Source organism: Candidatus Dactylopiibacterium carminicum (assembly GCF_014736495.1).
In the GTDB taxonomy this organism is placed as follows: domain Bacteria; phylum Pseudomonadota; class Gammaproteobacteria; order Burkholderiales; family Rhodocyclaceae; genus Uliginosibacterium; species Uliginosibacterium carminicum.
The window spans coordinates 1-13,269 of the sequence record NZ_MDUX01000076.1; the positions used below are offsets into that span (position 1 = coordinate 1).

The window sequence follows — 13,269 nt, forward strand, 5'->3', positions numbered from 1 at the left end:
TGAAAAACAGTATTTCATGAAGCTCGGGGCTGTCTAGGAAACCCGGGGCGATTCACATCATGACGGTGGGTTTTTCATTGCCGAAGCGGCCATCACGCCACTGCGGTGAAGCGGAATGGTCCGGACGGGAGGCTGGACAAGGACACGTGAAATTGAGCGTTGGCACGATCGGCAGTGAAACAGGTTGGAGAGAGAAAGATCATCGACAGGGCTTTGCCCTGAAAGTGCCGGAAGGAAAGCCCGGTTTTTTCCCGCCTTGCCCCAGTCCCTGAATGCCTTGACGTACGCGAATCATGCCGGATCGTTCAGGACTGCCGGGCCTGTGGGAGTCGTCGCAGCAGCTCGGCGAGGCTTTCCGCCACACCACGTCGGGCCGTATCGATCCTCAGACGATTTTCTCGCCAGGCATGGAATTCCCGTTGCATCACCTCGTTCCAGCCGGGAAGCGCCAGGCCGGCGATATCGTTTGCCCGCCCCTCGACGCGCTGCCGATGCTCGTCCGGATCTGAACAGAGGACCTCGATATTGCAGATCCGCGCCCCTTCCGCGTGCGCGACAGCACCCCATTCATCACGCGTCAGCGTTACGGGATTGACGCAGTCCGCCACCACATCGAGCCCCAGGCGAAGGTTTTCGGCCGCGATGCGGTAGGCCAGCCGATAGCCCTCCCCTTCCACCTTGAAGCCGCACAGATCGCGAAGCGCCTGCTCCACGGTATCGATCCGCAGGTAAGCCACCCGAAGATGCGCCGCCAAAGCGCGCGCCAGCGTGGTCTTGCCGACACCGGACAAACCCGAGAACATGAAGAGCGTTGCGCCAGGCTTCTCCATGTTCAGCGCGATAACAGCTCGTGAATCATGGGCAGCGCGTATTCCGTAGCCCTTACTCCCTCGGCAATGCTGGTGTCCCCCCGGTGGAAATCTATGGCGGCGACATCGCTCAGGCGCGGCCTGATCACGATTTCCGCCGGTTCGCCGGCCAGGCGGCTCTGCGTGATGCGCACCTGCATGATGTTGAGGCTGGTGGTCAGCACATCCAGCATCGAGGGCATGCCTTTTTCGTCTGCGAGTACCACGCGCCCGGCTGGACGGAAGCGCGTCATGATCGCCTCTACCAGCCGGTTGCTGGTGGTCTTCGCCTTGCCTCCGGCAGTTTCCGGCGTGAGGGCTCCATCACCGGAAATCCGGTTGCGCCGTCCGACGAGATCCCAGTTCAGATCGACGGCAATCACGAAATCCGCACCCATAGCGCGGCACAGCGAAACCGGCACCGGATTGACCAGCCCGCCATCGACCAGCAGCCGCCCTTCGCGCACCGCCGGCGTGAACAGACCGGGCAACGCGATGGAAGCTCGCACGGCGTCGATCACCGAGCCTTCGCGCAGCCACAGCTCTCGGCCGCTTACCAAATCGGTCGCTACGCAGGCAAAAGGTTTGGAGAGGGTTTCGATGCCCTGATCGTGAAAGGTCTTGCGGAAGAAATCGACGAGTTTTCCGCCTTCGATGAGACCGCCCCCCATCTTCAGATCCATCAGGCCGACCACGGATTGCCAGGTCAATCCTCGCACCCATTGCTCGAAGCGCGCCATTTCGCCAGCGGCGCAGGCCGCGCCCACAAGTGCGCCGATCGAGGTACCACAGACGATGTCTGGCTGGATGCCGGCTTCCGCCAGCGCGCGGATCACGCCAACGTGCGACCAGCCACGCGCGGAACCACTGCCCAGTGCGAGGCCTATGCGGGGGCGATGATGACTCAAGGGGATGTCTCCTCAGATGCCGATGTCTTCATTCCACAAACCGGGCTGCTCTTCCATGAAGCGGCGCATCAGCATCTGGCAATGCGGATCCTGGACCACCTCCACGCGTCCGCCTCGTGCATGCAGCAGTTCTTCCTCCCCCTTGAAGCTCAGGTTTTCACCAATCACCACATGCGGAATGCCATACAGCAGGATCGCGCCGCTGCACATCGCGCAGGGAGAAAGCGTGGTGTAAAGCACTGATTCGCGATAGATGCTGGCGGGCAACCTGCCCGCACGCTCCAGCGCATCCATCTCGCCATGCAGGATGGCGCTGCCCTGCTGCACTCGCCGGTTATGGCCACGCCCCAGAATGCGCCCCCGGTGCACCAGTACGGAACCGATGGGAATACCGCCTTCGGCCAGCCCGGATTCCGCCTCGGCAATGGCGGCCCGCAGAAATTCATCATGCATCTGCATCGCAGACTCCCCGGAAGCATCCTTGTACTGACCGTACTGTAAGCCGGCATCGTCAGAAGCAAAAGCGCCCGCCGGCATGCGGCCGGCGGGCGCCATCCAGACGGACGCCGATGGCCTGGAACTCAGGCAGCTTCGCCCTTGATCAGTGGCAGTGAAGCGCCCCCGTCGATCAGGATCTTGCGCGGCTTGAGCGCCTCAGGCAGCTCGCGTTCGAGCTCGATATCCAGCAGGCCATTCTCGAAACTGGCCGATACCACCTTTACATGGTCGGCCAGCTGGAAGCGCTGCTCGAAATCCCGCGCCGCGATGCCACGATGCAGGAAGGTGCGCTGGGCGCCATCCACCGCCTTGCGGCCGATCACCTTCAGAGTGTTCTTCTCGGTTTCCACATCCAGCTCGTCGCGCGTGAAGCCCGCCACGGCCATGCTGATGCGGTATTTGTCCTCGGACACCAGTTCGATGTTGTAAGGCGGATAGGCCGGTTGCTCGTTGCTCAGGGCTGCCTCGGCCAGCTGGGCAAGACGATCGAAACCGATGGCGGAGCGGTAGAGCGGAGAAAAATCGTAGGTACGCATGTTCATATCCTCGTAAGCGATAGAAGGTTCGATACAGGCCTCACCTTCGAGCACCTGCCCTACCTATCTGCGTACGCCGGAAGCACTTTTCAAGTACTTGATTTTCATGGCATCAGACTCCATTTTCGAAAGTTTCCCGAAAAGTGGCAGCCCGTACGCCTATCTTCCCGAGCCACGCACCAACACGATCACAGCCAGCAGCACGATGCCGGCCCCCAGCATCTGTAGCGGCGTCACGAACTCATCGAGAAACACCGCCGCCAGCACCATCGTCACCACCGGCTCCAGCACCATCGTCACCACCGGCTCCAGCGTGGACAGGGTTGCAGCATCCGGCGCCCCCAGGCGGCGTACGCCGATGAAGAAGCCCACCATGGCAATCACTGTGGAAATCAAGGCAATCGCCAGCACAGCCCCCCAGGCGGCCAGGCTTGCCGGAAAGGCCGGCTGCTGCCAGAGCGCGAGCCCCCCGAACACCACCGCTGCGGCAGACATCACCACGGCAGCGGACGCCAGCGGGTCCTCGCGCGCCAGCACGCGTTCGCCTACGAGGATGTAGACGGAATAGATCAACGCCGCGCCGACACCGAGCAGCACACCCAAGGGTTGCCCGGCCACCTCGCCACCAATGGTCAGCGCAGTGCCCAGCAAAGCCGTCAGGATCAGCAGCACACGTCGGCGTGACAGGCGGGTGCGCGTCAGCACCGCGCCGAGCACGGTGACGATGAAGGGATACAGATACAGCAGCAAGGCCACCAACCCTGCCGAGGCGTACTTCAAGGCCGAGAAGAAACTCAGCGACTGCCCGACGTAGCCGATACCGCCCATGGCGGCCAGGATCGCGATATTGCGAGGCCCCGGCCAGACACGCCGGCCCAGACCGACGATGGCACACAGGGTCAGCGCCGCAATCGCGAACCGCAGGAACAGCACGGCCACAACGTCAGCCCCACCCGCGTAGGCATGGCGCGCAAATATCGCCATGGCGCCGAAAGATGCCGCGGAACCGGCCACCCAAGCAATACCTGCACGCCTGCTGGCGTGCGACACCGGATCATTCATGGAGGAACGGGTCAGCGACCGTCGCTGAGCTTCTTGCTCATGGTAATGTGAGGAATGCCGGCTTCATGAAACACGGCACCAGTCGCAGAGAAGCCCAGCAGGCGGTAGAAAGGCTGAGCATCGACCTGCGCGTTCAGGATCACCCGGTCATGCCCTCGGGCAATGGCCGCCTCCAGAAGATGCTTCATGATCGCGCGCCCAACCCCCTGGTGGCGGGCGTCCGCCAGCACCGCGAGGCGACCGATGTGCCCATCGGGCAACAGACGGCCGGTTCCGATCACCCGCCCGGCCCTATCCCGCGCCAAGGCATGCAGACAATCCGCATCGGCTGCGTCGTATTCGAGTGCGGCAGGAACCCCCTGCTCCTCGACAAACACACGCTGGCGCACGCCTTTCGCTTCCGTACCCAGCGCAGCCCAATCTCCCAGTTCAACACTTGCCTTCATTCAATTCACTCCCTCAACGGATATCCCGGGCGAGTTTCAGACCAAACCCCACCAGCGCCACGCCCGCCAGGCGCGTAGCCAGGCGTCGGGCAAACGGCAGTCCGCGCATGCGCACCGCCAGACCATTGCCGAGCAGCACCAGCATGGTCTGATAGAGCAGGCTCAGCGCCGTCACATGCAGCATCATGGCCATCAGCGTGAGCGTGGAGGCCTCCGGCTTCAGGAACAGCGGGAAAAACGATACGAAGAACAGGACCACCTTCGGATTCGTGATGCTGACGGCGAAGGCCTGCCGGAAATAGACCCAGGGGTGTCTGTGTGGTTCGGCGCGCTCCGTCGACTCGATCCTGGCACGCAATAGTTGAATCCCCATCCAGACCAGATAAGCCGCCCCTGCCCATTGCAAGGCCCGAAAAAGCTGTGGATGGGCAGCCATCACGGCAGCCAGGCCAGCCACGGCGGCCAGCATGAATACGAAATCACCAGCCAGCGTACCCGCCACGGCAGCAAAGCCAGCCGCATGGCCATTGCGAGCGGTGGCATTCAGAATCGCGATCGTGCCAGCCCCGAGAATGAGCTGGAAGACCAGGATGGCGGCCACGAAACTCGTGTAATGCTGGATATCGAACATCGGATCCTCCTCGATTCATGCTGCCGTTTCCAATACGGCAGGCCAAGTCAGGAGATTATGGCGGCGCAGGAAACATGTCCATCGGATAGACAGGGATATCCATCATGGGCAGGCGGATATCTCGCCGAAAACCATCGACAGTGCGGTTACGCCTGCTGAGCGACACTGGAAAGGCTCGCCCGGCCAACCGGATGTCATGCACCGAAGATGCGCGCGTACAGATCTTCTCCCCAGGCCGTGGGCAAGGGTTCGCCAGGCTCCAGAAGGAAACTGCGCTGCCCGTCCGGCAGACGCTGGGCACGCAGGAAAAGCACCCCTTTCCGCCCCTCCGCCTGCAGAGTGCTGGCAAAGGCATACAGATGGGTGACGAAGACGATTCTCACGCCATGCTCGGTCAGCGCACGCACGATCTCGGCTGCAATCTCGGAGCCTTCGCGCTCGTTGGTGGCCGCGAAGGACTCGTTCATCAGCAGCAGACTGCCGGCACGCAGATCAGGCAGCAGCCCTGCCAAGCGCGCAAGCTCTTCGTCGAGCTTGCCGCTTTTCATCTGGCGATCTTCCTCGCGCCGGAAGTGCGTGAACAATCCGGGCAGCAGCCCGAGGCTTGCCTGCCGGGCCGCCACCGGCATACCGGCCTGAGCCATCAGACAGGCCTGCCCGAGGCTGCGCAGGAAAGTGGATTTGCCGCCCTGATTGGCGCCGGTGATGACGATCAGCGCCTGCCCGGCGGCCTCCACCGTGTTGCCGCTCAACGGCTGCGCCAGGCGCAGGGCCAGGCTCACATCGTAGAGCCCGGCCACATCGCAGATACCCGGCTGCGCCACCATTTGCGGCATGCAGCAATGCGCGCCGAAGCCCTTCAGACGGGCTTGCAGATTCAGCACGCCTTGGCAGAACGCCAGTTCCGCACGCAGGCTGGTGAAGAAGGCCACCACGTTGTCGACCAGCGCGCCGACGACTTCGCTGGCCTCATGGATGCCTTGGGCACGCTGTTCGGAAAGCCCGCGATTACCTGCCTCGTCACGCGGGCCGATCGTGAAGCTGTACGCCGCGGTGCGACGTGCGGGAAACAGGCGCCGCAACCAGACCTGCCAACGCGGACGCGCCGGCTCCGGCGGATACAGCCGGTGCGCACCGGGACGGCTGTCGGCGTCCAGCCCGGCGCACAGGTTGATCCCGGCAGGAAAGGCCAATGCAGCCAGATGCTGCTCGGCCTTGTCGAAGAAATCATCTCCCAGGTGCTGCTGCACACGTGCCCGCAGGCCCTGCCAGCCTGGCGAAACGAAAGTATCAAGCTCGCTGACCTGCTCGCGCAACGCGCGCAGATGCGGCAACAGAATGCGCAAGGCCAGGCAGGCCCGCTTGAGACGGGATTCCGGCAGACGTGAGAAAGCGCCACGCAGTGCCCTGCTTTCGGCGGTCAGCGCGGTTTCAGCCAGCGTCCGCAGCGCCGCCAGGCGCTCGGGCTGGCGTGCGCAATCCTGCAACACGGCCTGCCGCCAGACGATCACTTCCCCCTCCTGTAACAGAGGGGCCAGCAACACCCTGCGGGAAACGGCATCGATGAATTCATCGCCATCGGCCATGGCGGCGAACAGCGGCTCCAGCGCAAGATCCTGCGTCAGCGTGGCGGCATTGGCAGGCAGCGGTGCGGCAGCATCGATTCCCCGGGAGGGGAAAAGCAGGCATGGCTTCATGAGGACAGCGACTCCCGGATCTGTTCATAGGTCAGGCCATGGCGCGCCGCGATGGCCATCGCGTAGGCGTGACCGTCGGCAGGTTGGCGGGCGAAGCGGAAACTGCGGCTGCCGGGATCGGCCCCTGTCATAACCCCCACCAGGCTGACCACGCCAGATGCTGGCGTGGCGAGCTCATCGATGAAGGTCACGATCAGCCCCAGTGCTCCACTATCGAGCAGGGCCTGCAGGCTACGATGGCTGATGCCTGCGGCGTCCTGCAAGGTGGTGGAGGCGAACACCTCGTTCATCAGCACCAGACTGTCAGGCCCGGCCACAGCCAGGATTTCGCGCATGCGCACCAGATCATCCTCCAGCTTGCTGCGCAACTCGGCGAAGTTCTCCTCGCGCTCGAAATGGGTCAGCACCTTCGGACACAGCCGCAGACAGGCGGAGGCGGCAGGCACGGCACACCCCAGCACGGCCAGGTGATGCAACTGGCCGAAAGCGCGCGCAAAGGTGGTTTTGCCAGCCTGATTGGGGCCGGTGACGATCACCACGCGCTCATCCGCGCCCAGGCTCAGATCATTGCAGACCACGCCTTGCCCCTGCGCCGCACGCTGACGCGCCAGTGCCAGATCGAAAAGCCCCCGCACCTGGACTTCGCCATCCGTGCTGAAGGTCGGATAGCAGAATGCCATGCCCGCGGCACGCAGCGGTTCGATATAGGCCAGCCAGGCGCGATGGAACTGCACCTCGCGCAGGAATCGCGCCACGCCGGCATCGACGAAATCAGCCTGAACCCGGCGAAACTCGGCCAATTGCGCAAACAATGCCGGATACAGCGTGCGCACACCTTCCAGCACGCCAGCCTCCACCGGATCCAGCTGCCTGGTCGGAAAAACATTCACCACAGACTTTTCACGGGGCGGCAGCCAGGCTGCGAAATCGCGCTTCAGGACTGCTCCATAGTCCTCCGGCGCCTCATCCCGTGCCGGCAGCACGCTCACCTGGTTGCCATCGAGCAGCAGCTCATAACGCAACGCACCCGACTCGGAACACAAGGCCTCGGCATGCGCCTGCAATTCCATGAAACCTGCACCGCCGATCAGGGCCTGAAGATATTCCCGCCAGGCAAGCCAGCCGCCGGCCGTCAAGGGCATGGGAGCCAGCGCTGCGGCAAAGGTCTGCACGGCAGCGCAGTAGCGCCGGGCGACTTCGACGAACCAGCGTGTCTGGCGCGCCTCGGGCTGGGTGCCGGCCGGCATTGAGAGCACGCAGTGCACGCTCTCCATCTCCCCGCAGAACACGTCCACGGCAGCCGCCAGATCCGGCTGCTCCAGCTCGCGCATCACCGTCTGACGCCAGGCGATGACCGCAGGGGTTTGGCACGGGGACTGGAACAGGGCATTCAACCCAGGAGCGGCAAAAGGAGCGCTTGCCTCCGCAAAGATACGATCCAGCTGGAGATCGGAAAAATGTGCGGGCAAAGCACGCTCGACCGGCTCGAAAGGCCCTGCCGGGTCAAGCAATCCGGGAAAAACGGCGACAGGAATCATGCGAAAAGGGGAACGCCCCGAAACACCGGCCAGAAGCGGCACAAGCCCGCAAGACTACCCGAACCGGGCTGCTTGCGCTGGCTTCGCGGTGACGATTCCACGGGCCTTTTCCGAACTTCCCCTGTAGCATCCCGCCCCTTCAATTCAGCAGGGAGCCAGCCCATGAGCACTTCGGAACACTTCATCCCGGGCAAGGATGCCTCCCTTGAAACCACGATCGGCAAGCTTCAGGCTCAACTCGCCAGGCTTGGTTTTCGTGCCGAAGAACACTGCTGGCTCAACCCGGTGGAAGGTGTGTGGTCGGTACATCTGCGCGATGCAGACTGCCCGCTGATCTACACCAACGGCAAGGGTGCCACCGAGCTTGCCGCCCGAGCCAGTGCGCTGGGTGAATTCTTCGAGCGACTCTCGTGCAATTATTTCTGGTCGCACTATTACCTGGGTGAGACCCACGCCAGCGGCGAATTCGCGCATTACCCGCAGGAAAGATGGTTCGAACTTGACGGTGAATGGGACTGGCCCGCAGGCCTGCTGACACCCGAGCTACGGGATTTCTACAACCCCGGTGGGGAAATCGATGCCGAAGCGCTGGTGGACCTGAACACCGGCAATTTCGACCGTGGCATCTGCACGATTCCCTACGTGCGCCAGCGGGATGGCGAGACCATCTACATGCCGGTCAATATCGTCAGCAATCTGTATGTCAGCAACGGCATGGCCGCGGGCAACACCCCTGCCGAGGCACGTGCGCAGGCGCTTTCGGAAATCCTGGAGCGCCACGTCAAGTTCAAGGTGATCCGCGAAGGCCTCTGCCTGCCGCCCGTGCCGGAAGAAATCATCGCCCGTCATCCGCAGATCGCCGCCGGCATCCAGGGCCTGCGCGATGCCGGCTTTGGCGTGCTAGTGCGCGACGCCTCACTCGGCGGGCAGTTCCCGGTCATGAATGTGACCCTGCTCAATCCGCGCGATCAGGGCGTCTTCGTCAGTTTCGGCGCCCATCCGCGCTTCGAGGTGGCGCTGGAGCGTGCGCTCACCGAACTGCTGCAGGGCCGGGCACTGGCAGCGCTGGACGGTTTTCCGCCAGCCGGCCACGACTTGGAGGAAGTCGCCTCGGTGCCCAACATCGAGATCCATTTCGTCGACTCTTCCGGCCTCGTGCACTGGAACCTCCTGGGTAACAACCCCGATCACGAATTCGTGGGCTGGAATTTCGCCGGCAGCACGGCCGACGATTTCGCCCACCTGGTCGACCTGATCCACACTGCGGGGCACGAGATCCTGATCGCGGACTTCACGCATCTGGGCGCCCACGCCTGCCGCATCATCGTGCCGGGCATGTCCGAGATCTACCCGCTCGACGAGCTGGATTTCGACAACAACAGCATCGGCAACGATCTGCGCCCGAGCATTCTCAACTGGCAGGAAATGAGCGAGCCGGAATGCGCGGATCTGCTCGAAGCGCTCAACGATATCGACCTCGACGAACAGAAACCGGTGGCCGCGCTCATCGGTCTGGCACCAGATGCCGGCACCCTTTGGGAAGACCTGCGTGTGGGCGAACTCAAGTGCCTGCTGGCACTGGCCATCGGCAACGAAGAAGCCGTGGATGCCGGACTGCACTGGGTCGGCAATTTCAGCCAGCTCAACCCGGCCCGCCGCCGCGTGTATTCCTGCATCGAGCAGCTGCTGCGCCTGGATGACGACGAGCGCTACATGGAAGCCCTGCTTGGTCTCTATGGCGAAGAAACGCTGCAACTGGCGATGGTGACGCTGAGCGGCGAATTGCGTTTCTTCGGCACGCCGTCGCCCGGCCTGAATCTCGAGGGCTGCGTGATGCATGGCAAGCTGCTGGCGGCGTACGCCAAGGTGCAGGCACTGAAGTAATACGGTTTCGCCTTCAAACGTATCGCAGCATTGGTGTGCCCTGCGGTGCGCCTGAATGCAGAACCGTATCAGTCCGCTGCGGCATGGCGCCACTCACCGCGCCATGCCGCAGGGACTTCCCGGCGCGCTGCTGGCACAATACGCTCCGCAATGAATTCTCCCGAAGCACTCGATCCGGCGCTGCACGTCCTGCGCCACACATTCGGCTTCCAGGCCTTCCGCGGCGAACAGCCTGCCATCGTCAGGCAAGTCGTACAGGGGGGCGACGCCCTCGTGCTGATGCCCACGGGCGGCGGAAAATCACTCTGCTACCAGATTCCGGCGTTGCTGCGCGAGGGTTGCGGCGTGGTGGTATCGCCCCTGATCGCATTGATGCAGGATCAGGTGCAGGCGTTGCGCCAGCTGGGCGTGCGCGCGGCCTACTTGAATTCCACGCTGGGCGCGGCCGAAGCCAGCGCCATCGAACGCGCGCTGCTCGCGGGAGAAATCGATCTGCTCTATGTGGCGCCCGAGCGTCTGCTCAATTCGCGCTGTCTGGGCCTGCTGGAATCCGCGCGGATCGCCTTGTTCGCCATCGATGAAGCGCACTGCGTTTCGCAATGGGGGCATGACTTCCGGCCGGAATACATCCAGCTCTCGATCCTGCACGAACGTTTTCCGCAAGTGCCCCGCGTGGCGCTCACGGCCACTGCAGACACGGCCACGCGCGCCGAGATCATCGAGCGCTTGGCCCTGCAGGAGGCGCGCGTTTTCATCTCCAGCTTCGACCGGCCGAACATCCGCTACACCGTGGTGGAGAAGGACAACCCACGCAGGCAGTTGCTCAAATTCATCCGTACCCATCACGAAGGCGATGCCGGCATCGTTTATTGCCTGTCGCGCCGCAAGGTGGAGGAAACGGCAGCCTGGCTACGCAGCGAAGGTATCCGCGCCCTGCACTATCACGCCGGGCTGGATCCGGCCACGCGTGAAGCGCATCAGACCCAGTTCGTACGCGGTGAAGGCATCGTGATGTGCGCCACAATCGCCTTCGGCATGGGCATCGACAAGCCCGACGTACGCTTCGTCGCCCACCTGGATCTGCCCAAATCACTCGAAGCCTATTACCAGGAGACTGGCCGCGCGGGCCGCGACGGTCTGCCGTCGAATGCCTGGATGGCGTATGGCCTGCAGGATCTGGTGCTGCAGCGCGAGCTCATCACGCAGTCGCAGGCGCCGGAAGAAATCAAGCGCGTGGAGCGTCAGAAGCTCGAAGCCCTGCTCGGCTATTGCGAAGCCCCGGCCTGTCGGCGTGTGCTGCTGCTGCACTACTTCGGCGAGGAATCCACGCCCTGCGGCAACTGCGACATGTGCCTTGCCCCGCCGGACACCTTTGATGCCACACTGGCCGCACAGCAGGCGTTGTCCACCATCTACCGCAGTGGCCAGCGCTATGGCGCCGGCCACCTGATCGACATCCTGATCGGACGCGCCTCGGCCAAGGTAAAGGAACGCGGCCATGACCGGCTCTCCACCTTCGCCATCGGCAAGCATCTCCCCGAAACGCAATGGAGCACGCTGCTGCGCCAGTTGGCTGCGCAAGGCATGGTGGAAATCAACGAACACGGCGGCCTGCAATTGCATGACGCCTGCCGCCCGCTGTTACGGGGTGAAGCCAACTTCGTGGCGCGCCGGGTGCGCGAATCCACCAGCACACGTGCAGCCACCAGCGTCCGCCGCGAGATCGACTTCGCCTCGGACGAAGCGCGCACGCTATGGGCCGCACTGCGCCAATGCCGCCGTGACCTTGCCGAGGAGCAGAACGTGCCTGCCTACATGATCTTCGGCGACGCCACCCTGAAACAGATGCTGGATGCCCGCCCGATGAGCCTGGAAGCCATGTTCGAACTCTCCGGCGTAGGCGAGCGCAAACTCGATGCCTACGGCAGCCAATTCCTCGAAGTGATCCAGAAGCATCAGCGCCGTCAGGCACAGAACGCATGAAGAACAAGACCCACGACATCCGGCCCGAGCAATCCGTCGAACTGCTCAAGGAACTCCACATCCTCACCCGCGACGGCAAGCTCAACCAGGACAGCCGGCGCAAGCTCAAGCAGGTGTATCACCTGTTCCAGTTCATCGAACCGCTGCTGCAGGACGCCCAGGGCCGGCGCCAGGATTTCAGCCTGGTTGACCACGGCGCGGGCAAGTCCTACCTCGGCTTCATCCTGCATGACCTCTTCTTCAAGCTGAATGCCCCCGAAGCACGCATCTTCGGCATCGAGACGCGTGACGAACTGGTCTCCCGTTCGCGCGCGCTGGCTGAGCGCCTGGGATTCAAGGGCATGGAATTCCTGAACCTCTCGGTGGCGGAATCCATAGCCTCGCAGGCCCTGCCCGACGAAGTCGAGATCGTCACCGTGCAACACCGCCACCGACGACGCCATCCGCTTCGCGCTTGCCCACCATGCCCGCCACGTGGTGCTGGTGCCCTGCTGCCAGGCCGAGGTTGCCGCCGCGTTGCGCGAAAACAAGGCCGCTGCACTCGCTCGCTCGGCACTCGCCGAACTCTGGCGCCATCCCATTCACACCCGGGAATTCGGCAGCCACATCACCAACGTGCTGCGCTGCCTGCAGCTCGAAGCTCACGGCTACCAACTCACCGTGACCGAACTTGTCGGCTGGGAACATTCGATGAAAAACGAGCTGATCATCGCCAGCCGCTCCCCCAACGCACGCTGCAAGGCTGCGGCCGCAAGGCTGGAAGAGCTCCTCGCCAGTCTTGGGCTGGAGTCGCTGCAGGAACGCTTCTTCACACCGGCAGAGTGAAAGGCCCTTTCATCAGGCATTCGGAACCGGCGGCTTGTGGCCGGTCTGGACGAAAGGCACTTGGTCGCGTCTGCTACCTCGGGCCGACGCCTATGTAGTGGTCGGGGTCAAAATCCTGAAGATCGATCTTCCCGAAATGCCTGGGTGGCCGCTCAACAAGCGTCTTTGATGTTTCGGCATCCGGGGCATGGAATCGGGTGTTTTCAACTCGAACAAGCTGCCACGCAGCATCCCGGCGGGAGTATGCAAAGCTGAAATCCGTCTGCCAGCGCATTGCACTCCCGCCGTAGTGATGAGCCTGGAATCCACCTTCCAGTCGCTGGCCAAGCGCAAGTCCGCATGGACAGGCATCGCAAACTGAATCGCCCCCGGTTCACTAGACACTTCGAAGCCTTAAGCTGGCAACCAAGTGG

The 13,269-nt window shown here is 63.2% G+C and carries 12 protein-coding genes and 1 pseudogene; 4 read left to right on the plus strand and 9 right to left on the minus strand.

Translation table 11 applies throughout. From position 1 onward, the window contains the following. Positions 1–305: 305 nt before the first annotated feature. From BGI27_RS16090 to BGI27_RS16130, 9 genes are all read right to left on the minus strand, one after another. Positions 306–830 carry a P-loop nucleotide/nucleoside kinase family protein gene (locus tag BGI27_RS16090; RefSeq protein WP_095525834.1) on the minus strand — a complete coding sequence of 175 codons (525 nt, stop codon included), beginning with the start codon at positions 828–830 and terminating at the stop codon, positions 306–308. Between the two features lie 2 nt (positions 831–832). Continuing rightward, positions 833–1,756, minus strand: coding sequence for a patatin-like phospholipase family protein (locus BGI27_RS16095; protein WP_223871865.1), 924 nt, complete (start codon positions 1,754–1,756; stop codon positions 833–835). Between the two features lie 12 nt (positions 1,757–1,768). Then, positions 1,769–2,215 carry a nucleoside deaminase gene (locus tag BGI27_RS16100; protein WP_223871866.1) on the minus strand — a complete coding sequence of 149 codons (447 nt, stop codon included), beginning with the start codon at positions 2,213–2,215 and terminating at the stop codon, positions 1,769–1,771. 122 nt (positions 2,216–2,337) lie between these two features. After that, positions 2,338–2,790 carry an Hsp20 family protein gene (locus BGI27_RS16105; RefSeq protein ID WP_095525844.1) on the minus strand — a complete coding sequence of 151 codons (453 nt, stop codon included), beginning with the start codon at positions 2,788–2,790 and terminating at the stop codon, positions 2,338–2,340. Positions 2,791–2,949: 159 nt separating this feature from the next. After that, positions 2,950–3,852 (minus strand): DMT family transporter, encoded by a 903-nt coding sequence (locus tag BGI27_RS16110; RefSeq protein WP_095525836.1) that lies wholly within the window; start codon positions 3,850–3,852, stop codon positions 2,950–2,952. Between the two features lie 11 nt (positions 3,853–3,863). Beyond that, a complete protein-coding gene (locus BGI27_RS16115) occupies positions 3,864–4,298 on the minus strand; it encodes a GNAT family N-acetyltransferase (protein WP_095525837.1) in 435 nt (144 codons plus the stop codon). Positions 4,299–4,311: 13 nt separating this feature from the next. Beyond that, positions 4,312–4,929, minus strand: coding sequence for a LysE family translocator (locus tag BGI27_RS16120; protein ID WP_095525838.1), 618 nt, complete (start codon positions 4,927–4,929; stop codon positions 4,312–4,314). Between the two features lie 194 nt (positions 4,930–5,123). Then, complete coding sequence (locus tag BGI27_RS16125) at positions 5,124–6,626, minus strand: MutS-related protein (protein WP_095525839.1); 1,503 nt, start codon at positions 6,624–6,626, stop codon at positions 5,124–5,126. After that, the gene (locus tag BGI27_RS16130) at positions 6,623–8,020 is read right to left on the minus strand and encodes a MutS-related protein (protein WP_172425487.1); all 1,398 of its coding nucleotides are present in this window, start codon (positions 8,018–8,020) and stop codon (positions 6,623–6,625) included. The genes BGI27_RS16125 and BGI27_RS16130 overlap by 4 nt, the downstream gene beginning before the upstream one ends. Before the next feature lie 306 nt (positions 8,021–8,326). Here BGI27_RS16130 and ycaO point away from each other — a divergent pair, with 306 nt between their 5' ends. The 4 genes and pseudogenes from ycaO (at position 8,327) to BGI27_RS16150 (ending at position 13,217) form a co-directional block, all read left to right on the plus strand. Continuing rightward, the gene (ycaO, locus tag BGI27_RS16135) at positions 8,327–10,048 is read left to right on the plus strand and encodes a 30S ribosomal protein S12 methylthiotransferase accessory factor YcaO (RefSeq protein ID WP_095525841.1); all 1,722 of its coding nucleotides are present in this window, start codon (positions 8,327–8,329) and stop codon (positions 10,046–10,048) included. A 150-nt stretch (positions 10,049–10,198) separates the two neighbouring features. Continuing rightward, positions 10,199–12,031, plus strand: a complete 1,833-nt coding sequence (recQ, locus tag BGI27_RS16140; protein WP_095525842.1) for a DNA helicase RecQ — start codon at positions 10,199–10,201, stop codon at positions 12,029–12,031. Beyond that, positions 12,028–12,856, plus strand: a pseudogene (locus BGI27_RS16145) (class I SAM-dependent methyltransferase). Before recQ ends, BGI27_RS16145 begins: the two are co-directional and overlap by 4 nt. Positions 12,857–13,043: 187 nt before the next feature. Then, positions 13,044–13,217 carry a hypothetical protein gene (locus BGI27_RS16150; RefSeq protein ID WP_170943083.1) on the plus strand — a complete coding sequence of 58 codons (174 nt, stop codon included), beginning with the start codon at positions 13,044–13,046 and terminating at the stop codon, positions 13,215–13,217. Positions 13,218–13,269: the final 52 nt, after the last annotated feature.

Excerpts from the sequence above, each read along its gene's own strand:
- BGI27_RS16090 (WP_095525834.1), bottom strand. The coding sequence starts at position 830 with ATGGAGAAGCCTGGCGCAACGCTCTTCATGTTCTCGGGTTTGTCCGGT.
- BGI27_RS16100 (WP_223871866.1), bottom strand. The coding sequence starts at position 2,215 with ATGCAGATGCATGATGAATTTCTGCGGGCCGCCATTGCCGAGGCGGAA.
- BGI27_RS16105 (WP_095525844.1), bottom strand. The coding sequence starts at position 2,790 with ATGCGTACCTACGATTTTTCTCCGCTCTACCGCTCCGCCATCGGTTTC.
- BGI27_RS16110 (WP_095525836.1), bottom strand. The coding sequence starts at position 3,852 with ATGAATGATCCGGTGTCGCACGCCAGCAGGCGTGCAGGTATTGCTTGG.
- BGI27_RS16115 (WP_095525837.1), bottom strand. The coding sequence starts at position 4,298 with ATGAAGGCAAGTGTTGAACTGGGAGATTGGGCTGCGCTGGGTACGGAA.
- BGI27_RS16120 (WP_095525838.1), bottom strand. The coding sequence starts at position 4,929 with ATGTTCGATATCCAGCATTACACGAGTTTCGTGGCCGCCATCCTGGTC.
- BGI27_RS16125 (WP_095525839.1), bottom strand. The coding sequence starts at position 6,626 with ATGAAGCCATGCCTGCTTTTCCCCTCCCGGGGAATCGATGCTGCCGCA.
- ycaO (WP_095525841.1), top strand. The coding sequence starts at position 8,327 with ATGAGCACTTCGGAACACTTCATCCCGGGCAAGGATGCCTCCCTTGAA.
- recQ (WP_095525842.1), top strand. The coding sequence starts at position 10,199 with ATGAATTCTCCCGAAGCACTCGATCCGGCGCTGCACGTCCTGCGCCAC.
- BGI27_RS16150 (WP_170943083.1), top strand. The coding sequence starts at position 13,044 with ATGGAATCGGGTGTTTTCAACTCGAACAAGCTGCCACGCAGCATCCCG.